This window comes from Nocardia sp. CDC153, from assembly GCF_035818515.1.
Lineage (GTDB): Bacteria > Actinomycetota > Actinomycetes > Mycobacteriales > Mycobacteriaceae > Nocardia.
On sequence record NZ_JAYKYU010000003.1, the window covers coordinates 592503 to 615535 of the forward strand.

At 68.9% G+C, this 23033-nt stretch carries 21 protein-coding genes; 9 read left to right on the top strand and 12 right to left on the bottom strand.

Annotation, left to right across the window (positions count from 1 at the left end; translation table 11 throughout):
* The first annotated feature begins 62 nt into the window (after positions 1-62).
* Positions 63-701: an ammonium transporter gene (locus VMT65_RS19295; protein ID WP_326309707.1), complete on the top strand. Its 639-nt coding sequence runs from the start codon at positions 63-65 to the stop codon at positions 699-701.
* Positions 702-731: 30 nt separating this feature from the next.
* On the opposite strand, the gene VMT65_RS19300 is transcribed toward VMT65_RS19295, so the two are convergent.
* On the bottom strand, positions 732-2009 hold the full coding sequence (locus VMT65_RS19300; RefSeq protein ID WP_326309708.1) for a lipase family protein: 1278 nt from the start codon (positions 2007-2009) through the stop codon (positions 732-734).
* A 244-nt stretch (positions 2010-2253) separates the two neighbouring features.
* On the opposite strand from VMT65_RS19300, the gene yczE reads away from it, so the two are divergent.
* The 3 genes from yczE (at position 2254) to VMT65_RS19315 (ending at position 3922) form a co-directional block, all read left to right on the top strand.
* The gene (gene yczE / locus VMT65_RS19305) at positions 2254-2895 is read left to right on the top strand and encodes a membrane protein YczE (RefSeq protein WP_326309709.1); all 642 of its coding nucleotides are present in this window, start codon (positions 2254-2256) and stop codon (positions 2893-2895) included.
* A gap of 87 nt (positions 2896-2982) precedes the next feature.
* Entirely contained in the window at positions 2983-3408 is a 426-nt protein-coding gene (locus tag VMT65_RS19310; RefSeq protein ID WP_326309710.1) for a DUF4260 family protein, read from the top strand.
* Positions 3401-3922 carry a TetR/AcrR family transcriptional regulator gene (locus VMT65_RS19315; RefSeq protein WP_326309711.1) on the top strand — a complete coding sequence of 174 codons (522 nt, stop codon included), beginning with the start codon at positions 3401-3403 and terminating at the stop codon, positions 3920-3922. The genes VMT65_RS19310 and VMT65_RS19315 overlap by 8 nt, the downstream gene beginning before the upstream one ends.
* A 59-nt stretch (positions 3923-3981) precedes the next feature.
* On the opposite strand, the gene VMT65_RS19320 is transcribed toward VMT65_RS19315, so the two are convergent.
* Complete coding sequence (locus tag VMT65_RS19320) at positions 3982-4608, bottom strand: TetR/AcrR family transcriptional regulator (protein ID WP_326309712.1); 627 nt, start codon at positions 4606-4608, stop codon at positions 3982-3984.
* Between the two features lie 86 nt (positions 4609-4694).
* Between VMT65_RS19320 and VMT65_RS19325 the strand changes: the two genes are divergently transcribed.
* Both VMT65_RS19325 and VMT65_RS19330 read left to right on the top strand, forming a co-directional pair.
* Positions 4695-5696, top strand: a complete 1002-nt coding sequence (locus VMT65_RS19325) for an SDR family oxidoreductase (RefSeq protein ID WP_326309713.1) — start codon at positions 4695-4697, stop codon at positions 5694-5696.
* Positions 5697-5771: 75 nt separating this feature from the next.
* Positions 5772-6416: a cysteine hydrolase family protein gene (locus tag VMT65_RS19330; RefSeq protein ID WP_326309714.1), complete on the top strand. Its 645-nt coding sequence runs from the start codon at positions 5772-5774 to the stop codon at positions 6414-6416.
* A 5-nt stretch (positions 6417-6421) separates the two neighbouring features.
* On the opposite strand, the gene VMT65_RS19335 is transcribed toward VMT65_RS19330, so the two are convergent.
* From VMT65_RS19335 to VMT65_RS19350, 4 genes are all read right to left on the bottom strand, one after another.
* On the bottom strand, positions 6422-8728 hold the full coding sequence (locus tag VMT65_RS19335; RefSeq protein WP_326309715.1) for an ATP-dependent DNA ligase: 2307 nt from the start codon (positions 8726-8728) through the stop codon (positions 6422-6424).
* A 142-nt stretch (positions 8729-8870) separates the two neighbouring features.
* Positions 8871-9170, bottom strand: a complete 300-nt coding sequence (locus tag VMT65_RS19340; RefSeq protein ID WP_326310300.1) for an antitoxin — start codon at positions 9168-9170, stop codon at positions 8871-8873.
* Between the two features lie 35 nt (positions 9171-9205).
* On the bottom strand, positions 9206-10327 hold the full coding sequence (locus tag VMT65_RS19345) for an MBL fold metallo-hydrolase (protein WP_326309716.1): 1122 nt from the start codon (positions 10325-10327) through the stop codon (positions 9206-9208).
* Positions 10328-10368: 41 nt separating this feature from the next.
* On the bottom strand, positions 10369-11094 hold the full coding sequence (locus VMT65_RS19350) for an enoyl-CoA hydratase (protein ID WP_326309717.1): 726 nt from the start codon (positions 11092-11094) through the stop codon (positions 10369-10371).
* 82 nt (positions 11095-11176) lie between these two features.
* Between VMT65_RS19350 and VMT65_RS19355 the strand changes: the two genes are divergently transcribed.
* Positions 11177-12307, top strand: coding sequence for an NAD(P)-binding domain-containing protein (locus tag VMT65_RS19355; RefSeq protein ID WP_326309718.1), 1131 nt, complete (start codon positions 11177-11179; stop codon positions 12305-12307).
* Position 12308: 1 nt separating this feature from the next.
* Here VMT65_RS19355 and VMT65_RS19360 read toward each other — a convergent pair whose 3' ends face one another.
* The 6 genes from VMT65_RS19360 to VMT65_RS19385 form a co-directional block, all read right to left on the bottom strand.
* Positions 12309-13175, bottom strand: a complete 867-nt coding sequence (locus VMT65_RS19360) for an aldo/keto reductase (protein ID WP_326309719.1) — start codon at positions 13173-13175, stop codon at positions 12309-12311.
* Between the two features lie 63 nt (positions 13176-13238).
* Positions 13239-14789 carry a carboxyl transferase domain-containing protein gene (locus VMT65_RS19365; protein WP_326309720.1) on the bottom strand — a complete coding sequence of 517 codons (1551 nt, stop codon included), beginning with the start codon at positions 14787-14789 and terminating at the stop codon, positions 13239-13241.
* 106 nt (positions 14790-14895) lie between these two features.
* Positions 14896-15498, bottom strand: a complete 603-nt coding sequence (locus VMT65_RS19370) for a GTP-binding protein (protein ID WP_174391578.1) — start codon at positions 15496-15498, stop codon at positions 14896-14898.
* The gene (locus tag VMT65_RS19375; protein WP_033085504.1) at positions 15479-15853 is read right to left on the bottom strand and encodes a DUF742 domain-containing protein; all 375 of its coding nucleotides are present in this window, start codon (positions 15851-15853) and stop codon (positions 15479-15481) included. Before VMT65_RS19375 ends, VMT65_RS19370 begins: the two co-directional genes overlap by 20 nt.
* 7 nt (positions 15854-15860) lie before the next feature.
* Positions 15861-16274 (bottom strand): roadblock/LC7 domain-containing protein, encoded by a 414-nt coding sequence (locus VMT65_RS19380; RefSeq protein ID WP_029930951.1) that lies wholly within the window; start codon positions 16272-16274, stop codon positions 15861-15863.
* Positions 16271-20092 carry an ATP-binding protein gene (locus tag VMT65_RS19385; RefSeq protein ID WP_326309721.1) on the bottom strand — a complete coding sequence of 1274 codons (3822 nt, stop codon included), beginning with the start codon at positions 20090-20092 and terminating at the stop codon, positions 16271-16273. The genes VMT65_RS19380 and VMT65_RS19385 overlap by 4 nt, the downstream gene beginning before the upstream one ends.
* A 339-nt stretch (positions 20093-20431) precedes the next feature.
* Between VMT65_RS19385 and VMT65_RS19390 the strand changes: the two genes are divergently transcribed.
* The gene (locus tag VMT65_RS19390) at positions 20432-22555 is read left to right on the top strand and encodes an AMP-binding protein (RefSeq protein ID WP_326309722.1); all 2124 of its coding nucleotides are present in this window, start codon (positions 20432-20434) and stop codon (positions 22553-22555) included.
* A 66-nt stretch (positions 22556-22621) separates the two neighbouring features.
* Complete coding sequence (locus VMT65_RS19395; protein WP_326309723.1) at positions 22622-23008, top strand: hemophore-related protein; 387 nt, start codon at positions 22622-22624, stop codon at positions 23006-23008.
* The last annotated feature ends 25 nt before the right edge of the window (positions 23009-23033 follow it).

The following is a 23033-nucleotide window of genomic DNA, read 5'->3' on the forward strand; positions in this document are numbered from 1 at the left end:
ATTATTCGGAGTGTCGGTGGTGCGCGCTACCGTCAGAAAACCTGATGGAGATTGGACTTCCCATGATGCTGCGCAAAATCACCGCGTTCGCTGCTCCGGTCGTCACCGCCGTTGCCATTGCCGGAGCCGGTGTGGCACACGCCGATCCGGTCGTGCCGGATATCGGTTACCAGACCCAGCTACTAGGCAATACGGTCGTCACCACCCTCACCAATGGCAGTTTCGAGCTCACCGGCGCGTCGGTGAACATCAAGGACGCCGTCGGCGAGACGGTCCTGAGTCTGCCACTGTCCTTCGAACAGGACGGCTTGAATTACCCGCTGCCCACCAGCGTCAGCGACAATGGCGCGACGCTGAGCCTGACCGCGGTCAAGGACGTCGCGGCCGCCACCCCGGCACTGCACCCGGTGGCCTCGCTGAACGAGAACCAGCGGGCCATGAATGCCTTCAGCAGCCAGTTCGGAATCGCCACCGCCATCGGCAGTTTCGTGGGCCTGGCCATCGGCGCGGCGGTCGGGGCCATCGGATTCCTGGGCGGCGCCTTCGGTTTGGCGACGGTACCGGTCGCAGCGGGTATCGGCGCGATCATCGGCACCCTGGTGGTCGGCGGCCCGGCGCTGCTCATCGCCGGTATCGACCTGATCAGCACGCTGACGGGCGCGCCCGGCACCACCAAGTGGGCCCAGCCCGGCGACAACTGATCCCCAGACGTCGGGTGCGCCGTGCCGATCTCATCGCACGGTGCACCCGGCAGCCACCGGGGTGCCCGCGAACCGGTCGGACAGGAAGTTCATGGCCCCCAATGCTTCCCCGAGCGCCGTGGGATTGTGGCCCGGTATCGCGCTGTGCACGGCGGTGAGGGTCGCGCCCAGCGCGCAATACCGGTCGACCAGGGCGCTGAAGCCCGCCGACGGGATCACGTCGTCGTTGTTGCTGTGGTACAGGTACAGCGGCACGTCGGGGGCCCAGCCGCCGAGTTCCTGATGGTTGGCGGCCGCCCGGAAGGCGGCGCTGCCGAGCAGGTCCGGGACGGTGGAGAATTCGTCCACGTGCCGGAAGAAGTGGTGCGCCACCAGATCGCCGCCGCAGGAGGTGGCCTCCCGGGCCATGAGCGCGTGGCCGCTGTCGTTCAGGGTGTCGGCCAGGCCCGAGCCGAAATCGTTGCGCGCCAAGGCGATCAGGATCAGTACCGCGAGCCCGGCCTGATAGCTGCCGTCCACCCCGCGCGCGATGGCGGGGATATCGGTCGGCACACCGCCGGAGGTCACCCCGGCGAACGCGAGCTCGGGCGCGTAGCCCGCGCGCAGCTGCATGGCCCACAGGGTCGCGAACGCGCCACCCGAATAGCCCCACGCGCCCAGCGGACTGGAATCGGTAATACCCAGGGGTGCGAAGGATTTGGCGGCACGGACACCGTCCAGCACCCCGCGGCCGGAGTTCACGCCGTCGAAGAAGCGCGACTGCGGGCCTTCATAGTCCGACACCACCACCGCCCAGCCGCGACGCAGCACCTCGGCCAGGAACGGAATGTCCAATATCGTTGTCGCGATGGAGAAGTCGCGTCCGCCCCGTAGCGCGAACGAGGGCGCGCACCGGGTGCCGAGACTGTCCTCGGCGATCTGATACGAGAGCAGCGGTCGATCGCCGGGACCGTTCCAGGGGGTGAGCGGTTCCAGGACGGTCGCCACATCGGCGGCGGCCTCGTCGGCGGAATCGGTGGTGCGGTATTGCAGCTGCCAGCCCGCCAACGGGAGGGGCAGCCCGAGTACGGCGATGGGCCGCGAATTCAGGATCGCGCCATTGGCGAACTCCCCCAACGAGATTGGGGCCGCGTAGAACGGGTCGTCGTCCGGGTAGGGAATGTCGGCCCGGGTGCCCGGCACGGCGACCGCCGCCGCCACCAGGGTGACGACGCCGATCAGGCCGATCCGCCACCACAGTCGAAATCCACGCGAACGCCCCGCCGTTTCGCGCGTGCGTACCCCGATCAATGCGTCATCCCGCCGCATCACGCCCTCCAGCGCCTTCTCTGCCGACGCTCCAGACCACGGATTCGCACTTCGCGCCGATAAGAAACTCCGGCGCATCGGGGAATCAAAATAACTGCGGGCGCGTCGCCGGGTCAACGACACACGGCGCGTCGTAACCATGACGTTGCGCGGTTTCTAGTACGAAACAATGTATCCAGAGAGAGGTCCAGCAATTGGCAACTGGATCTACCGTTTGCATGCCAGTTGCCGCCATGCTCGGTCAATGTTGTTGCGCCGCCTCATCGCCCTCTACGTCGGACTCTGGTTGTACGGCTTCTCCATGGCCGTCATGATTCGCGCCGCGCTCGGCCTGGACCCGTGGGACGTGTTCCATCAGGGCGTGGCCGATCACGTGCCGCTCAGCTTCGGCACGATCGTGGCGATCGTCGGCGCGACGGTACTGCTGGCCTGGATTCCCTTGCGGCAGTGGCCCGGCCTGGGCACGGTCAGCAATGTCATCGTCATCGGCGTCTCGGTGGACGCGGGATTGTGGCTGCTGCCCGAACTGCACGCGCTGCCGGTGCGCATCGGGGCCATGGCCGCGGCGGTGCTGTTGAACGCGGTGGCGACGGTCCTCTACATCGGCGCGGGCATGGGTCCGGGTCCGCGGGATGGCCTGATGACTGGCCTGGTTCGGCGAACCGGCAAACCGGTCTGGCTGATTCGCACCGGGATCGAGGCAACGGTGTTGTCAGTCGGCTGGATTCTCGGCGGCAGCGTCGGGGTCGGCACCGTGGTGTACGCCTTCGGCATCGGTCCGCTGATCCAGCTCATGATCCCGTACGTGGATCGGTACCTGCCGGGGTTTCACGAGCAGGACGCCACGGTCGACGCCGACCCCGAGGCCGCGCCGATGGCGGCCTGAACACCTCGGGGGGTTGACAGGCTAACGGCGTTAGCCTACCTTGATGGCTAACAACGTTAGCCCCTGCTAGACGCCCCGGAGGGTCCGATGACCACCATCCCCGCCACCCTGTCGACCACCACCGACCACCGCCTCCCGGCCACGATCCGCAAGGCCGGTTGGATCGCCTGGGCACTGTTCCTCGCCGCCTTCGCCATCCTCGAGGGCGTCAATCACGGCACCGGCTCCTGGCTCGCGCTGGTGGCCGGGCTCATCGCCCCGGATCTGACCTTCTTCGCCGCCATCGGCGCGAAAGATCCGGTGCGACAGGGCCAACTGCCCCGCCAGGCGGTCCCCTTCTACAACGCCGCCCACCGCACCTGGATCCCGCTGACCCTCGCCGTCGCGTATGCCCTTGCGAGCCTGCAACTTCCGGCCCTGTTCACCTTCTTGCTGGCCTGGCTGCTGCACATCGCCATCGACCGCGCCGCCGGCTACGGCCTGCGCACCGCGGACGGATTCATTCGTGGCTGACCAGACGGGAACGCTCACCGAGCGGCAGCGGCAAATCGCCGCCGCCGCTCGCGCGCTGTTGGACGACCAGGGGCCCACCGCGCTCACCATGCGAAATGTGGCCGACGCCTTGGGAATCAAGGCCCCGTCCCTGTACAAACACGTACCCGACAAGACCGCACTCGAGACCCTGGTGGTGGCGGAAGGCTTCGCGGAGTTGGCCGAAGCAATGGAATCCGCCGTCCCACAAGGCCTTCCAGCCGTAGCCCAGGCCTACCGCACCTACGCCCTCGCCCACCCCCACGTCTACCGCCTCATGAACTACCGCCCCCTTCGCCGCGACCTCCTGCCACCGGGCCTGGAAGAGCGCACGGCACAACCCCTCCTGGACGCTGTCGGCGGCGATCAGGCTCGCGCCCGGGCCCTGTGGGCCTTCGCCCACGGCATGGTCAGCCTCGAACTCGACGCCCGATTTCCCCCCGACGCCGACCTCTCCGCCGCCTGGACCGCCGGCCTGATCTCCTTCGCCACCTGACCCTGGGCGACTCCGTCGGCCTGGTCCTCCCGATCAACACACTCTGACGCGACAGCCCGTCACGCCGGGCCGTGAGTGTCTATGAGGTCGGCGAAGATTCGGGTGATGCGGGTGGTTAGGGCTTCGGGGGTGGTGCCGGATTGGGTGGCTCGGAGGGCGAATTTGCCGTCTACGGTGAGGGCGGCCATGCCGTGGGCCAGGGACCACCAGGCCAGGGCCATCGTTTCGGCGTCGGCGGCGGGGAGGAAGCCGGAGGTGACGGCGTCGGTGACGGCGGATTGCAGGACGGCGAAGGCGGCGTCGCCCGCGGCCTCGGTGTCGGGGTGTTTGTCGGGTTGGGAGAGTTCGGGGCGGAACATGATTCGGAAGTAGGCGGCGTGGTCGCGGGCGAAATCGACGTAGCCGGTGGCCATGGCGATCAGGGCGGCGCGCGGGTCGGGGGCGGTTTCGCGGGCGGATGTCATTGCCGCGCCGAGGATTTCGAAGCCGCGGGCGGCGAGCGCCGACATCAGGGCGGCACGGTCGGCGAAGTGGTGGTAGGGCGCGCCGGGGCTGACGCCCGCCTCGCGGGCGACCTTGCGCAGGCTCACGGCGGCCAGGCCCTCGGACTCGATCAGCTGCAGGGACGCGCGCAGTAGTTCCTCGCGGAGGTCTCCGTGGTGATAGCGGTCCTTGGTCGGCGGCATGGGATGACTGTAAGGGGTTGACGGCTCACGGACTCGCAATCTATACATTGTTTAGATTCTAAACACTGCTCAGATTGGGGTCCATCATGTCCGATCTCGTGCTCGTCACCGGTGCGTCCGGCTTCGTCGCGGGCCATGTCATTCAGGAACTGCTCGGTCGCGGCTATCGGGTGCGCGGGACCGTGCGGTCGGTCACGCGGGCCGCCGAGGTCGCGGAGGTACTGCCCGGGGTCGAACTGGTCGAGGCCGATCTGGGGTCGGACGCGGGCTGGGCCGCGGCGGTCGCGGGTTGCCGGTACGTGGTGCACACCGCCTCGCCGTTCCCGTCCACCGAACCCGGGCACGAGGACGAGCTGATTCGGCCCGCCGTCGACGGGACCCTGCGCGTGCTGCGCGCCGCCGCCGCGAGCGGCGTCGAACGTGTCGTCATCACCTCCTCGGTGGCCGCGGTCCAGGTCGGCAATCGTGGACGGCTGCTCACCGAGGCCGACTGGTCGGACACCGCCGTGTGCGAGGCCTACGAGAAGAGCAAGACCCTGGCCGAGCGCGCCGCCTGGGATTTCGCGGCCGAGCACCCGGAAATCGAAGTGGCCGTGATCAATCCGGGCATGATCATCGGCCCGATCCTGCGGCCCGAGGCGGGCACCTCGGTCGGCGGCATCCGCACCCTGCTGGCGGGTGACATGCCGGGCGTGCCGCGCCTGAACTTCGCGACGGTGGACGTCCGCGATCTGGCCGTCGCGCACCGCCTGGCCATGGAGACCCCTGAGGCCGCGGGCAATCGCTACATCTGCGCGGGCGACGAGATCTCCTTCCCCGACATGGCCAACATCCTCGCCCGCCGCTACCGCGTCTCGACTCGCGTCCTGCCCGACTGGTTGGTCCGCTTGAGTGCCCGCTTCAATGCCGACGCCCGCACCGCCGTCCGCTATCTCGGCCGTGAGGAGCGCCTGACCGCCGAGAAGGCGCAACGCGAATTGGGTTGGCGGATGCGCCCGGTCGCGGACTCCGTGCTCGACACCGCCGCCAGCCTCATCGAATTCGGGCTGGTCACCGACCCGGGCGCGCCGAAGTCACGCGCCGCCTGACCCGCCGGGCCGCACCCTCGCCCGGAGTACTGTGGGTCGAAAGCGGGTGGGGCCCAGGGAGATTGCGGAGGGATTATGCGGCGCGGGAACGGACTGGACATTCCGGAGACGCTCGAGGACGTGTGCTCGCCCGAGCGCATGGCGCTGATCGTGTACGACATGCAGGTCGGGGTGCTCGGGCAGCTGGACGACGGGCCGCGGATCACCGAGCGGGTCGTCACCGTGGTCGAGGCGGCGCGGCGCGGCGGCTTCCCGGTGATATTCCTGCGGCACTTCTTCCTGCCCAAGCGGCTCATGGGTGCCTTCGCGCTGCGCATGGCGATGAGCTGGCAGGGCGTGGATTCCGTGGAGCAGGTGGTGCCCATCCTGCAGCGGGACACGCCCGGCTTCGAACTGGTCCCGGAGCTGCGGCCGCGGGACGGCGAGGTGGTGTTCGACAAGACCACCATGTCGGCCTTCGAGGGCACACCGCTGGCCGCCACGCTGCGTGACCTCGGCATCGGCGCGTACGCGATCGTCGGCGTCGCCCTCGAGATCGGCATCGCGCCGACCGTCACCCACTCCACCGACCTCGGTTTCCTGCCGGTGGTGGTGCGCGACGGCGTCGGCGGGCGCGACGCGGCCGGAAAGCAGCGCGCCTGGGACGAATTCGCGTTCCAGGGCCACGCCATCGTCACCGACGTGGACACCCTCGTGCCGCTGCTCGAGAAGCACGGCTGACCAGCTCAGTCGGAGCTGGGAATCCAGGCCGGATGCCACAAGCGTCCGGTCTCGGTCCAGTTCTGGAAGCGAACCGTCCCGGTGAGCTTGGGGCTCACCCACACCGCGTCCTTGCGCTCCTCGGCGGTGAGCTCATTGCCGAACGGACTGGTCTTGCGCTCGAGGCGACGCAGCCGATCGGCCAGATCGCTCATCTCCTGCTCGCTGAACCCCGTGCCGACCCGACCCAGGTAGTACAGCTCCCCGTCGTGCGGCACCCCCACCAGCAGCGAGGCGAATTGCCTGACCTCCGAACGCCGATATCCGCCGACCACCACCGACAGCGTCCGCCAGTTCCGGGTCTTGATCCACGACTGCCCGCGCCGCCCGGGTAGGTAGATCGAGTCCCGACGCTTGGCGACCACACCTTCCATGCCGTGATCCTGGCTGTAGCGCAGCGCTTCCGCACCCGAGCCCCGCAGCTGCGGCGGCACGATCAGCGAACGCGCCTGCCCGGCAAGGGCTTCCAGCACCCGCCGCCGATCCTCGTAGCGCTTGCGCACCAGCGAGGTGCCGTCGAGATAGAGCAGGTCGAAGGCCAGGAACACCGCCTTGGCCTTGTTCTCGCGCAGCAGACCGAGATTCGCGCCGCCGTGATCGTCGAAGACGACCGCCTCACCGTCGAGCACCGCGCTGTGCCCGGACAATTCCGCACCCAGCCCGGCCACGCCCGGATACTTCCCGGTCACCACGTGCCCGGCACGACTGCGCAGCGTCACCGCGCCGTCCTCGATCTCAGCGATCAGCCGGAAGCCGTCCCACTTGGTCTCGAATGCCCAATGTTCGGCGTCGAGAGTGGTCACGTCCCCCGGCGTGGCCAGCATGGGCGTCAATCCGTGCGGCAGCGGCGTGGGGGCGCGCTTCGCCGAAACCCGCTCTCCCCCATTGCCTTCCGAACCAGGACGCGTCTGATCCTTCATCAGGTGCATCAGCCACTGATTCCCATTGGTCTGAATCAGCGCGTACCGCCCGTCGAGCCGCTCACCCCGCAGCCACACGATGACCTCGTCGTCGCGCCACTTCTCGGTCTCGTAGGTGCCGGTATCCCAGATGGTCATCTCACCGCCGCCGTACTCCCCCTTGGGAATCGACCCGTGGAAGGTGAGGTACTCCATCGGATGATCCTCGGTGTGCACGGCCAGCCGATTCTCGCCGGTATCGGTCGGCGGCCCCTTGGGCACCGCCCAGGACACCAGTACGCCATCGCGTTCCAGCCGCAGATCCCAGTGCAATCGCCGAGCGTGATGCTCCTGCACCACGAATCGATCCCCCGACCCCGCCGCGGGCGGACCCGACGGCACCGGCTCGGGCGTGCGCGTCGGATCGCGCATGGACCGATAGGTATCGAGCCGGTCCGGAACCGTCTCCGGCTCTTCCACCGACTCGGCCTCGCCCACCGCCTCCGGCAGCGGCTCGTCCAACCCCTCGAGCAGATCCCCCTGCTCCTCCCACCGCCGCAGCACTTCCTCGAACCGCAAGTGCCGCAACCGCTTCGGCTTCTCGATCTCCTCCCACGCGCGCGGTGCGGCCACCCACGGCTCGGCCCGCCCGCGCAGCGAATACGGCGCGATGGTGGTCTTGGCCGGATTGTTCTGGCTCCAGTCCAGGAACACCTTGCGGTCCCGCGCGGCCTTGGCCATGTTCGCCGTCACCAGCTCCGGCCGCAGCTGTTGCAGATTGGTGGCCACCTGCTTGGCCACCGCCGAGGCCCCGTTCGGCCCCAGCTTGCGATCCAGCGGCACGTAGACGTGAATTCCCTTGGACCCGCTGGTCACCGGAAACGCCTCGAGGCCCACCTCCCGCACCACATCCCGCAGGATCAGCGCCACCTCCGCGCACTGTGCCAGGCCCGCCCCCGGCCCGGGATCCAGATCGAACACCAGCCGCGTGATGTCCCCGACCTCGGCTCCGTCGAAACGCCATTGCGGCACATGCAATTCCAGCGCGGCCTGCTGCCCCAGCCAGGCCATGCCGGCGACATTGTCGATGAGTGGATAGGTCACCGGCCGGTCGGAATGTTGAACCGTCCTCCGCTCCAACCACTTCGGCGCGTGCTCGGCCAGATTCTTCTCGAAGAACGACTGCTCCTGCACCCCGTTCGGCCACCGCTTGCGGGTCACCGGCCGCTGCGCGATATGCGGCAGCAGGGCCGGTGCGATGGCCGTGAAATAGTCGATGACCTCCCCCTTGGTGGTCCCGGTGGCCGGATACAGGACCTTGTCGAGGTTGGTCAGCCCAACCTCGATACCCCCGAAATCCTTGCGGGATCCCATAACAGCAGTTTAGGTCCGCCCACCGACAAAACCAGGCAAGCTGGCAGACCCGCGAAAAGCCAACGGGCCGTTCGGGGTCAGCAGCGGTGATCCCGAACGGCCCGTGACACGAGCGTTGTTACTACTGAGCCGGAGGCTCTGCTTAGGGAGCCGGAGGCTGTTCGCCCTCCGGCGCGGGTTCCGGAGCCGGGGCCGGTTCCGGGGCGGGTTCGGCCGCCGCCTCGGCGGGTGCGGGCTCGGCGGGGGCCTCGGCCGGCGTCGCGGCCTCGGTCGGGATGGCGTTCTTGACCGCCTCCGTGCCCTTGTCGATCTGGGAGGAGAACTTCCCCCCGGTCTTCTCGTCGATCACATGTCCGGCCTTGTCGACCGCCTGCTCAATCTTCTCGGCGTTTTGGGCCGCCACCTCTTTGCCCTTGCCGACCAAGCCTTTGAGCGTGTCCATGAAACCCACAGCCCTGCTCCTTCAATCTCGGTCCGTTATTGGCGAACATCTTCCCACCACGCATCCCGTGGCGGCGCGGCAATCGGGTCGATCCGCTCCCCCGGCTTCGGCACGGCGATGCGTGTCACCGCCGCCCGGGCCGCCTCGACCAGCCGCGATACCGGCTCCGACCAGCCGTGGAAGGCCAGATTGAAGGTGGCCCAGTGGATCGGCACCAGCATCCCGTAGCCCGGATCGCCGACACACAGATCGGCGTGGGCGCGCACCGCCTCCTCGGGATTCATGTGCACGTCCGGCCAGTGCCGGTCGTAGGCCCCGATGGGCAGCAGCGTCAGATCGAACGGCCCCAGCCGCGCGCCCGCCTCGGCGAAGGCCTTGGTGTAGCCGGTATCGCCGCCGAAGTAGACGCGCCGCGTCGGACCGGCGATCGACCAGGACGCCCACAGCGTGGTGTTGCGCACCAGCCCGCGCCCGGAAAAGTGCCGCGCCTCGGAACAGGTGATCACCAGATCGGTGCCGTCCCCGTGCGCCCGTTCCAGCTCCGACAGCGAAACCGAAGCGGCCCAGTCCAATTCGACAATGCGCTGCTCGGGCACGTCCCAGTGCCGCAGATGCGCGCCGATGCCGATCGGCACGATGAACGGGCAGTCCTGGCTCTCCACCAGCCCGGCCACCGTCTCGCGATCGAGATGGTCGTAGTGGTCGTGCGAGATGAGCACGGCGTCCAGCGGCGGCAGCGCCGACAGCGGCGACGGCACCGGATGCAGCCGGGCCGGACCCACCAGCGGCGACGGCGAGACCCGTTCGCTCCACACCGGATCGGTCAGCACGCGATACCCGTCCACCTCCACCAGACAGGTGGCGTGCCCGTACCAGGTGACCGCCAGATCCCCCGCCTGCGCGGGCAGTTCCGGCGTCACCAGCGGGATCTCGCCCGGCGGGCGGCCATTGTTGCGCTGAGTGACCAGCTGATAGATCAACTCGAACGGCGACCCGGTGAGCTGCGAACTCGGCTCGGTGTTGTGGAACTGTCGATTGCGATAGCTTCGCGCGCCCCGAGCCGTCGGCGCGATCGCGGAGATGGACGCGCCCATGGCGGTGGGAATCCCCCACGCCGCCCGGACCAACCAGGAAATACCGAATGCACCCGCAGCCATACCCACCAGTTTCCGCGCATTCGCGGTCCCGCGCTGCCCGTTCATCGGCCCTCGAACTTCGCGACCCGCTTCTGCTGGCGTGCCGCGCGCGCCTCCTGCGCGTCGTCGCTGCGCCAGGCCGCGTCCAGGGCGGCGGTCTGCTCGGCGGTGTCGGGGCCGCGGGTGTCGTCGTCGTTGAAGACCAGCTTCATGTGCCGCAGCGACAGCGGCGCGAGCTCGGCGATCTGCTTGGCCCAGGCCTGCGCGTCGGCCAGGGTGCCGATCTTGTTGGCGAAGCCGAAACCGTAGGCGTCGGCGGCGGAGATCCGCTCGGCCCCCAGCAGAATGGTGCGCGCCGGGCCCGGACCGATCAGGTTCGACAGCCGCCGCACCGTCCAACGGTCAACGGAGATACCGAGTTTCGCCGCCGGAATGGCGATGAACGAATCCGGCGTCATGACCCGAAGGTCCGAGGCCAGGGCCAATTGCACGCCCGCGCCGAGCGCGCCGCCGTTGATCGCCGAGATCACCGGCACCGGAATCGTCTCGATGGTGCGCAGCATGGCGAGCAGTCCGCCCAGGAAGCTGTCCGAGTACACCCCGTCCAGATCCGCGCCCGCGCTGAACAGCGGGCCCTGGCCGGTCAGCACGATCACCCGCGCCGAGGTCGCGGCCTCCTCGAGCGCCGCGCGCAGACCGCCGATGAGCTCCTCGTTCAGGGCGTTCCGGCGTTCCGGACGCTGCAATTCGATGGTGACGACCTCACCATCGCGGCTGACTCCGAGCATCTGTCCCTTCCCCACTGTGCAACTCACCTGCCCTACCTACCCATGATCGGCTTTCACTCTAAGTGCGCGTACCGTCGGGTCGGTGACCGCAACACCCGATGTCGACATCCTCGTGATCGGTGCCGGGCAGGCCGGATTGTCGGTCGGCTTCCACCTGCGCCGCCTGGGCCTGCGGCCGGAACGCGACTTCCTCATTGTCGATCACTCCCCCGCACCGGGCGGGGCATGGCAGTTCCGCTGGCCATCACTGACATTGAGCACCGTCAATCGGGTCCATGATCTGCCGGGCATGTCCTTCGCCGAGACGCTGCCCGCGGGCTCGGAGAACGCGCAGGCGGCCACGGCCGTGCCGCGCTATTTCGCGCTCTACGAGGAACGTTTCGACCTGCGGGTGCACCGGCCGGTGTCGGTGACCGTGGTGTGCGACCGCGCCACCGCCGCCACCTGCCCGAACCAGGAGGTCGACGGGCTGCTGCACGCGGAGCTCAAGCCCACCGAGACGCTCAAGGTGCGTGGTCTGGTGAACGCCACCGGCACCTGGGACAAGCCCTTCATTCCTTACTACCGGGGCGCGGAGACCTTCGCGGGCCGACAGCTGCACGCCCACGACTACCGCACCGCAGCGGAATTCGAGGGCAAGCACGTGGTCGTGGTGGGCGGCGGCATCACCGCCATCCAGCTGCTCGACGAGATATCGCAGGTGACCGACACCACCTGGGTGACCCGGCGCGAACCCGTCTTCCGCCGTGGGCCTTTCGCCCCCGAGGACGGCCGCGCGGCCGTGGCCATCGTGGAAGACCGTGTGCGGCGCGGACTTCCGCCCGGCTCGGTGGTGTCGGTGACCGGATTGCGCGAGGACCCGCGGGTGAAGGCCATGCAGGCGCGCGGCGCGCTCGAGCGCCACCCCATGTTCGAGCGCATCGAACCCGACGGAATCCGCTGGGCGGACGGCACTTTCCAGCGCGCCGACGTCATCCTGTGGGCCACCGGATTCCGCAGCGCCCTCGACCATCTGGCCCCGCTGCGACTACGCGGGCCGGGTGGCGGCATCACCATGTCCGGCCACCTGGCGACTCAGGTCGACGCCGATCCGCGTATTCACCTGATCGGCTACGGACCCTCCGCGAGCACCATCGGGGCGAACCGCGCGGGCCGCGCCGCCGCCGTCGAATTGACTTCCTACCTGGGCATTCCCACGCGCGCGGCGGTCTGAATCACGCGCCGCGAACCGGTGCGTCCAGGTCCATGAGGTCCGGATCCGCGCCCTGCCGCCCGTCCTTGTCGATACCGGCGATCTGCGTCATCTCGCGGCCGGTGAGCTCGAAATCGAAGACCGCCAGGTTCTCCGCCATGCGCGCGGGCGTCATGGACTTCGGAATGGCCACGTTCCCGAGCTGCATGTGCCAGCGCAGAATGATCTGCGCGGGCGTGCGCCCCAGCTTGTCGGCCAAGGCGATGATGACCGAATCATTGAACTCCGCACCGCGACCCAGCGGACTCCACGCCTCGGTCACGATGCCGTGCGCGGCATGGAAGGCCCGCAGCTCCGACTGCGCGAAATACGGGTGCAGCTCAACCTGATTGATCGCGGGCACCTCCCCGGTCTCCCCGATCAGCCGCTCGAGCTGCCGCTTGGTGAAGTTGGAGACGCCGATCGACACCACCCGCCCCTGCCGCTTGAGCGCCTGCAGCGCGCGGAAGCTGTCGACGTACAGATCGGCCGACGGCACCGGCCAGTGGATCAGGTACAGGTCGAGGGTGTCGAGCCCGAGCCGCTCCATGCTCGCGTCGAAGGCGCGCAGGGTGGCGTCGTAACCGTGGTCGGCGTTCCACAGTTTGGTGGTGATGAACACCTCGTCGCGCGGCAGGCCCGACTCGCGGACGGCCCGGCCCACCGCATCCTCGTTGCCGTAGAAGGAGGCGGTGTCGATGCTGCGGTAACCGAGCCCCAGGGCGGTGGAGATGGTCTCGGTGGCCTGCTCCCCGGCAACCTTGTACACACCGAAACCGAGCTTCGGCATGACCTGCCCGTCGGCCAGGACGATTGCCGGGATTGCGCTGGTCTCACTGCGGTAGTTCACCACTCCGACCGTAGCAAACCGGACAGGTCAGTTAACTTTCAGCGTGCCACGAATCGGGCACGATCAGGATGGGAGACCGAGACGTCGGTAGCGCCGGTGTCGCTCCGCCGCGAGCTTGTCCATCGACTGCCCGGTCAGCCCCGCCAGCTCCTCGGCGATCGCGGTGACCATGCGCTGTGCGAAGTCCACCGGCTCCTCGCCCGCGTCCGGGTACTCGTGCACGATGCGGTCGACAATGCCGTCGGCCTCCAGGTCGACCGCGCGAATGCGCTGGGCGGCGGCCATGTACGGGGCGTGCCCGGTGTCGCGGTACACGATGGCGCTGGCCCCCTCGGGCGGCAGCGGGGCCAGCCAGCCATTGGCGGCCGCCAGCACCCGATCGGCGGGCAGCAGCGCCAGCGCGCCACCCCCGCTGCCCTGACCGAGCAGCACCGACACCGTCGGGGTGTCGAGCGTGACGAGATCGGCCAGACAGCGGGCGATCTCGGGGGCCAGGCCGCGTTCCTCCGCCTCGCGCGAGAGGGCCGCGCCCGCGGTGTCGATCACCAGCACCAGCGGAACCCGCAACTCGGCGGCCAGATGCATGCTGCGCCGCGCCTCCCGCAGCGCCGCCGGACCCATGGTGTGCTCGGGCGACTGACCCGCGCGATCGTGGCCGAAGACCACGCACGGCTGCCCCCGGAAGCGGGCCAGCGCGTGCACGACGGTGCGGTCCAGTTCGCCTTGTCCGGTGCCGGACAACGGAACTCGATCGGTGACATGACGGAGCAGCTCGCGAATTCCGGGCCGGTCCCCGCGCCGGGAGATCAGCACCGTCTGCCAGGCGTGCACCTCGACGGTGTCCCGTACCGCCGGACCGCCGCGTTCCTGCGGCCCCGCCAGGAACGAACCCCGGCCGGACGTGGGTGGCGTTGCCTCGCTGCGGCTTTCGGGCAGCGGCAGCGGTCCGTCGCAGAGCACGGTGAGCGCGCGATGCGCGATGCGCCGGAACACCGACACCGGCACCACGCCGTCGATAACACCGTTGCGGTAAAGGTTTTCGGCCGCCTGCACGCCTTCGGGGAAGCGTTTCCCGTACAGCGCCTTGTATACCCGCGGCCCGAGGAAACCGACCAGTGCGCCCGGCTCGGCGAATGTCATGTGCCCCAACGAACCCCACGAGGCGAACACCCCGCCCATGGTGGGGTCGCGCAGATACACCAGATAGGGATGCCCCGCGGCCTTGTGCACGGCGATGGCCCCCGCCACCTTCACCATTTGCACGAAAGCGACTGTGCCTTCCTGCATTCGGGTGCCGCCGGAGGTCGGCGAGGCGAGCAGCGGCAGACCCAGCTCGGTCGCCCGTTCCACCGCCGTCACAATGCGTTCGGCCGCGGCGACGCCGACAGACCCTGCGAGAAAAGCGAATTCGCACGCGATCACGGCGACCCGCCGTCCGCGCAGCAACCCCTCCCCGGTGAGCACCGCTTCATCGGTCCCCGCCGTTGCCGCAGCAGTCAGCAACTCGCGGCCATACTGCGGCGATGCGGCCACCCTGACAGGCGGATGATCCCAGCTCACATAGGAACCGGGATCCAGCAACTCGCCTAGCAGCTCCCGCGCCGAGATCGTCACAGCGCGAGCGTAATGGACCACGCCCCGTCATTCCGGCAGGCTTCGAGCCGGAATCCACCCGACGGCGGAGATCCCGGCCAAGAACCCGCCGGGATGACGAGGATGATCAGTACCCCTGCACGACCTTGCGCAGCGCGTATTCGGTCACCGCGACCAGGGCCTGCTTCACCGGCTCTCGACGACGCGCGTCGATCGAGAGGATCGGCACGTCCGCGGGCACCGCCAGGGCCTGGCGGATGTCCTCGACCGGATACCGTGGCGCATCGTCGAATTCGTTGATGGCCACCAGGAAGGGTAGGTTGCGCGCCTCGAAGTAGTCGACGGCGGCGAAACTGTCCTCCAACCGGCGAGTGTCGACCAGCACCACCGCGCCGATGGCGCCCTTGATGAGGTCGTCCCACATGAACCAGAAGCGGTACTGGCCGGGCGTACCGAACAGGTACAGCACCAGGTCGTCGGCCAGGCTGATGCGGCCGAAGTCCATGGCCACCGTGGTGGTGGCCTTCGACGGGACCCCGGTCAGGGAGTCCACGCCGACACTGGCATTGGTCACCAAAGCCTCGGTGCGCAGCGGAACGATCTCCGACACGGCACCGACCAGGGTGGTCTTGCCGACACCGAAACCACCGGCCACGACGATCTTGGCCGACGTGGGCTTGCTGGTGCGCGTGTCGACCTGTGTCGTCGAATCAAATACGCCGGAGTCCACTGAGAACCCTTTCGATCAGCTCGCGACGTTCATCGTCGCTGGAATCGTCTTTCAATGTCGCCGATACCCGCACGTGTCCGGCATCGATGAGGTCGGCGACCAGCACCCGCGCGACACCGAGCGGAATGCCCAGTCGCGCGGCCACTTCGGCAACCGACGGCGATTCTCTGCACAACTCCACGATTGACGTCTCGATATTGGTGAGTTCGAACTGCCGCTCGAGGGCGACCGGATGCGATGCGACGAGCGCCTCCAGGGCGAGCTCCACCTTCGGCCGGGTGCGACCGGCCGTCAGTGAATAGGGGCGAACCAAGCTCGGTTCGGCGCTCCCAACGCGTTCGTTGTCTATGTCCATCCCGCCATCAGGAACCCATCGTGACGCGAGGTGTGGCCTGAACCGTCTGGCCCACTCGCTCGACCAACAACGCCATCTCGTATCCCACCTGGCCGATGTCGCAGGACGTGTTCGTCAGCACCGCCAGGTACGAGCCGTCACCGACCGCCATGAGCAGCAGGTAGCCGTGTTCCATCTCGACCACCGACTGCAACACGGTGCCGCCCTCGAACAAGTTCGACACACCCACCGAGAGGCTCGCGAGCCCCGCGGTCACCGCGGACAGCTGTTCGGCACGGTCCACGGGCAGCTGCGCACTCGCGGCCATCAAAAGGCCGTCAGCGGATACCAGGACCGCGTGCGCAACGCCGGGAACCTCATTGGCGAAATTCGAAACCAGCCAATCCAGCTGACGCTTCGTACCACCTAGATCGGGGTTCATCGGTCTCCTTTATCTCCGGTTAGGTTCATTGCTCTCATGGCGCGGCCATCCCGGACGCCCTGCTGGTGACGACTCAAGCTTGACCTGATGGATTCTGGGTCGCGATGGGCTGCCTTGTCAGCGTTTCCGTTCACACCGCCGGGCACAAGTCGGTTACCCGGGTCACGCTGCGGCAGACCCGCCGCGGTTCGCTTGTCCGGCGTGGTCTCGATGGCACGCCGGGCGGCCTGCCAGCCCTCATCGCCGGGTGATTCGAAGGAGGCGGCCACTTGGGACCGGTCGGCATTCGGATCCGACAGCCACGCCGACATCATCTCCGCGAAGATCGGCGTGCCGCCCATGACCGAGTCGCCGCCGGAATCGGCCGGCTGCAACCGGGTCTGGAAGAACGAGGCCGCCTTGGTCGGATTCGATTTGAAGCTGTGGCGTCCTGGCTCCTTGACACCGTCGGCGCCGTTCTGCGGCAGACCCACACCCGGAATCGGGGTCGGGCGCTGCGGCAGGACCGCACCCGGATCCCGCTGGGGCAGACCGTTCGGACCGCGCTGCGGGAGCGGACCACTCAGCGGATCCGACAACGGATCCGGCTTGGCGCCGCGCTGGGGCAGACCACCGGTCGATTCCCGTTGCGGCAGACCACCCGCCAGCGGGTCACGCTGAGTCAGGCCGCCGGACAACGGATCCGCCCCGGTGGCACCGCGCTGCGGCAGACCACCGGCGGAATCCCGCTGGGGCAGACCACCGGACGCGGCACCGCGCTGGGGCAGGCCACCGGCGGCGGGGTCGCGCTTGGGCAGGCCGGCGTCGCGCGGGGGGATCCCGTCGCGCTGACCCGCGCCACCGCCGAGCGCCTGACCCGGCTTCTCCGAATCCTGCTGCGGAGCGACGCCATTGGCCCCGTCCCGCTGCGCGGCGGCACCGCGCTGCGTCGCTCCACCTCCCAGCGCTTGACCGCCCGGACCCCGTTGCGCCGGAGCGCCATTGGCACCCGGCTGACGGGTCGGCAGACCACCGGCGGAGTCACGCTGCGGAAGACCGCCCGAGGCCGAATCCCGCTGCGGGAGACCACCGGCGGCGGGCTCACGACGGGTCGGACCCGAATCGCGTTGCGGCGCACCGGGAGCACCATTGGCGCCCGGCTCACGGGTGGGCAGGCCGCCCGGTGCCTGGCCACCGGCCGCGGGACGCGGCGGCTGGCCCAGACCGGCTTCCCGGCCCGGCGCGCCATTGGCACCCGGCTGACGGGTCGGCAGACCGCTCGGGCCCGCCTCCCGCTGCGGCGCGGGCGCGCCGTCGCGAGGCGGAAGTCCGACGGAGGGATTGCGCTGCGGCATCGCACCCGACTGACCGGGCTGCGGCATTCCCCCCAGACCCGGACCGCGCGGCGCGGCCCCCGGCTCCCCCGGTGCGCCCGGTCGCGGCGGCATGCCGCCCGGAGCACCCTGACGCTTGAGCATATTGGCGGCCAGACCGCCCCGCGGCTGGGCCGGGGCCTCGCCCTGGCCGCGCTGCGGAAGACTCGTACCGGGCTGGGCCGCCGGCGCGGACGGACCGTGCGCACCCGGATCCCGCTGGGGTAGGCCGGTGGGTCTCGAGCCGCCCGGGGCGGACACCGTGTGCTTGACGGTCGGCCCGTTCACGCCGGGCTGGCGCACCGGCAGACCGCCGGGCACCTGGGCGCCGGGCTGGCGGGTGGGTAGACCGGTCGCGGCGCTGGCCGCGGCCGGGGTCGGGGCGGCACCGGCCGCCGTGCCCGCCGGAATCGGCCCGCTCCCACCGGGATCCACGGTGACCATGACATTGCCGGTCGCCGTGCGGGTGACCGCGCGCATCTGCATGGAGGAGGGCGCACCGGCCTGGTTGCCCGCGCCCGCGGGGGCGGGCTGCGGACGCTGCGGCGCGTCCTGCGGCTGCGGCGGCACCGAGATCGGTCCGCCCGCCGACACGATCAGCGGCTTGGGCACGTGCACGGTGACCGTCACGCCCGGATCGCGGGCGGTGTCGAAGGTCGGGCGCAGGCGCACGGTCAGGCCGTGGCGCTCGGCCAGGCGGCCGACCACGAACAGACCCATGTGCCGCGCGGTGTCCGGGCCGACCTCGGCCACGGCCTCGAGTCGGCGGTTGATCTCGGCCATTTCGGCCGGGGGCATACCGATACCGCGGTCGGCGACCTCGATCAGCAGACCCTGATCGTGGGCCTGGGCGAAGGTGAACTTGACGTCGGTCTCCGGCGGAGAGGCGCGCAGCGCGTTGTCCAGGAGCTCGGCGAACAGGTGCGCGAGGTCGGAGGCGGCGGGCTCGACCAGCGAACCACGCGGCGTGGCACCCAGTTTGACGCGTTCGTAGTCCTCGACCTCGGAGATGGCGGCGCGCAGCACGTCGGCGATCTCGACCGGCGCGGACTTGGTCCGGCGCTGTTTGGTACCGGCCAGAATGAGCAGGTTGTCACCATTGCGCCGCATACGGGCGGCGAGGTGGTCGAGACGGAAGAGATTCTCGAGCAGCCGCGGGTCCTTCTCGTCGTACTCCATCGCCTCGATGAGCGAGAGCTGATGGTCGACAAGGGACTTGGAGCGCCGGGCCAGGGTCTCGAACATGTCGTTGACCTGGGTACGCATGGCGGCCTGGTCGGCCGCGAGGCGCAGCGCCTGCCCGTGGATGTCGTCGACGGCGCGCGCGAGCTGGCCGATCTCCTCGTCGGTGTGCACCGGCATCGGTTCCAGCGGAACGTCTTCGGGGTCCGCGCCGTCGCGCAGCGCGGAAACTTCCTGGCCGAGGTCGTATTCGGCGACGCGCAGGGCGGCCAGGCGCAGACGGCGCAGCGGGACGATCATCGCGCGCGCGATCAGCACGGCCAGCGCCATGGCGCCGAGGATGGTGGCGATGACGATGATCGAGTACCGGATGGCGCCGGAGCGGGCGCTGGCGGCCAGATCATCGACTCGGGACACGATGTCCTTGGTCGAGGCGGTGGCGATGGACTGGTAGCCGTTGATGCTGGCGACCAGCGAATCCTTCAGTTCGGCGACCGGCAGCTGACCGGCCTGGGCCTGCGGGCCGTTGAGCAGCTGGACGCGAGTGTCGGCCTGGCGCTGCAGCTCCGCGATGGTGGCGTCGCCGTCCGGGAAGCGGTGGGCGAGCACGGCCAGCATCTGCCGCTCGGTGTTGACGCCGATCTGGATGTCCTTGAGGCCATCCTTGGGGTTGCTGCGTAGGGCCTCGGCCATGCCGGCGACCTCGTTGAACAGCATCCACCGGGAGTTCAGCGAGTCGACCAGGCGCAGCTTGGACTGGTCCACGTTCTTGTCCGCGACGCTGGCGACGATGTTCTCCACCGTGCGCACGCTGTCGCCACGAATCCGCTCGACCTGGGTCACGGTGTCGGGAATCGACTTCGACGGGGCCAGGCCCTGGGCCCGGATCGCCTTGGCGCCCACGATCATCTCGTCCAGCGCCTGCCGGGCGCCGGGCATGTCACTCAGCCGTGCCGCCGCCTTCTCCGCGAAGGAGATCGCCGTATCCAACTGCGCGAGTTCCGGGTCCGAGGTCAGCGACTGGTTCGGGCCCAGCATGACCATCTGACCGGAGGCGACCTGGGCCGCGTCCGCACTCAGACCGGTGATCGCCGGGATCACCCCGACGTGGTCGGTCGCCGTCGAGAGTCGGCTCGAGTCCGCGAACTCCGCCGAAATCCTGGACGCTCCCAGCACAACCGCGACCAATAGCGGCACGGCGAGCACCGCCGTGACCTTCCATCGCAGGTCCCAGTTGCTCAGCGCCCAGCGCTTATTGCTGCCGGACCTAGCGGCGTCACGCATCTCCCACTCACTTTCCAAACTGGCCCCAGCCACGCGCCATCAGCGAGCCTCCGCGATCGCACGCTGGGCTCGTCAGGCAGAGCTGACCGAGAACTGCGGCTGGCCGAGAAATTGCGTCCATGACGGCCGAAATATGTGACATGCGATTCTAACGGATCAATAACTTCTTGTGTGACCTCTTGGCAACCACCGGTCCCTGACCTGCCGTTTGCAGGCAAAATCAAAGGTCGCGGCGTCCGCCCGGACGTCGCGTGAAGTCTGCCACAATCAGGTCGATCTATCGAGGCGGGCATCTCAGCGCATCTCAAGGACACAAGGCGGAGCTAGGGAGTCACCGGGTTGAACGCGAAGCAGGAGTACCGACCGGCGTATCAGCTGAGCCTGGTCGATCCCTCGGAGTTCTGGCGGGACGCGGCCGAATCCATCAGCTGGGATGTTCCTCCCACCCAGATTCTCGACACCGCGGCTCGTCCGACGGCGCGCTGGTTTCCCGACGCTCGCCTCAACACCTCCTACAACGCACTGGATCGTCATGTGCGCGAGATCACAACTCCAGACGGCACTTCCGGCGGTCAGGAGGGGGGTCGCGCCGATCAACCGGCCCTAATATACGACTCCGCTATGACCGGGTCCAGGCGGATCTACACATATCGGGAGCTACTGGACGAAGTCGCCCGATTTGCCGGATCCATGCTGCGATTGGGCGTCAAGACCGGTGATCGCGTCGTCATCTATATGCCGATGATCCCGGAAGCCGTGGTGGCCATGTTGGCCTGCGCCCGCATCGGGGCTGTGCACTCGGTGGTCTTCGGCGGGTTCGCCGCGCACGAGCTGGCGGCGCGCATCGACGACGCCGAACCTGTGCTGATTCTCACTGCCTCCGGCGGACTCGAACCCGGCCGCCGCATCGAATACCCGCCGATCGTGCTGGCCGCCCTCGACCTGGCCCAGACCACCGCGCCCCGCACCGTCCTGGTCAAGCAGCGAGAAGGCTTCCCCACCATTCGTTTTCCCGCCGAACAGGCGGCCACCGAATATCTGCCCGCCTCCACCGAGACCGTGGCGGCGCGCTGGCTCGATTGGGACGAGGCGCAGATCGGGGCCGAACCGGCCGATCCGGTCTCGCTGGCCGCGACCGATCCGCTCTACATCCTCTACACCTCCGGAACCACCGGGAAGCCCAAGGGCGTGGTGCGCGACAACGGCGGGCACGCGGTCGCGCTGGCCTGGTCGATGCGCAATATCTACGAGGTCGCGCCCGGGCAGACCATGCTCACCACCTCCGATATCGGTTGGGTGGTGGGGCATTCCTACATCGTGTACGCGCCGCTGCTGGTCGGGGCGACCACGGTGCTGTACGAGGGCAAGCCGATCGGGACCCCGGACGCGGGGACGTTCTGGCGATTGGTGGACGAGTACAAGGTGGACGTGATGTTCACCGCACCAACGGCTTTGCGGGCCATCCGCCGCGCCGATCCGGACGCCGCGGCCGCGCACCGCCACGATCTGTCCTCGTTGAAGGCCCTGTTCTGCGCCGGTGAGCGCCTGGACCCGGCCACCTACGAGTGGGCCGTGGAGACCCTGCTGGCGCCGCATCCGCACTGCCCGGTGGTGGACCACTGGTGGCAGACCGAGACCGGCTGGCCGATCTGCGCCAATCCGCTCGGGCTGCAGCAGCTTCCGATCAAGCCCGGTTCGGCCTCGGTGCCGGTGCCCGGCTACCGGCTGCGGGTGCTGGACTCCGAGGGCAATGCGGTCGCGCCCAATACCGAGGGCAACATCGTCATCGGGCTGCCGCTGCCGCCCGGGACGCTGACCACCCTGTGGCGCGACGACGACCGCTACGAACGCTCCTATCTCTCCGCCTATCCCGGCCACTATCTGACCGGGGACTCCGGCTTCTTCGACGAGGACGGCTACCTCTATGTCCTCGGCCGCAGCGACGACGTCATCAATATGGCCGGGCACCGGCTCTCGGCGGGCGGCATCGAGGCGGCCATCGCCGGGCATCCGGCCGTGGCCGAGACCGCGGTGGTCGGCATCCCGGACGAGCTGAAGGGGCAGCGGCCCATCGGCTACGTGGTGTTGAAGACCGGCGTCGACCTCGAGCCCGAGCGGCTGCGCGCGGAGATCATCGACCGGGTGCGCGAGCGCGTCGGCGCCATCGCCACCCTCTACGACGTGGTCGCGGTGACCGCCCTGCCCAAGACCCGCTCCGGAAAGATCCTGCGCCGCACCATGCGTCAGATCGCCGCGGGCGGCTCCTACGAGGTGCCGCCCACCATCGACGACGCCGCCATGCTGCCCACCCTGGAGAAGCAGATCCGCGACGCGGTCACCCTCATGGAGGACAAGGAGCGCATCGCCGCCGCCGAGGCCGCCTCCGCCGCCACCATGCCCATCACCCGCATCGACCCGGCCCTGCTGGATCACACCGCGACCGATCCCACCGCCCGAGGCTGAAGCCCCTCAAGGGTTTCTCAGAATTGGCTCATCGGCCTCCCATGGGCATGGTTTAGCGTCGGGCGAATGAACGTCATTCGTACCCGCCGCGCCGGTGTGCTCCTCGGAGCCGGCGCGGCCGCCGTCGTGGCTCTCGCCCTCGCACCCGCTACCGCCTCGGCTTCCCCGGCGGATCTGGTTGCGCCGCTGCTCGAGTCGACCTGCACCTTCGATCAGGTGGATGCCGCCCTGCACGACAAGGCCCCGGCGCTGGCCTCCTTCCTGGACCAGAATCCCGGCTACAAGGACGAATTGAAGGCCAAGTTCGCGCTCTCCCCCGCCGAGCGGCAGGCCGAGCTCGACCAGTATCTGAAGGACAACCCGGACGCCGCCAACCAGGCGGCCAGCGACCCGCGCGCCGGCGGAATCGCCGCCGCCATCCAGCAGGTCGCCGACTCCTGCCACAACTACTGAGGCAGCGGCTGCCAAAATGGAGTCC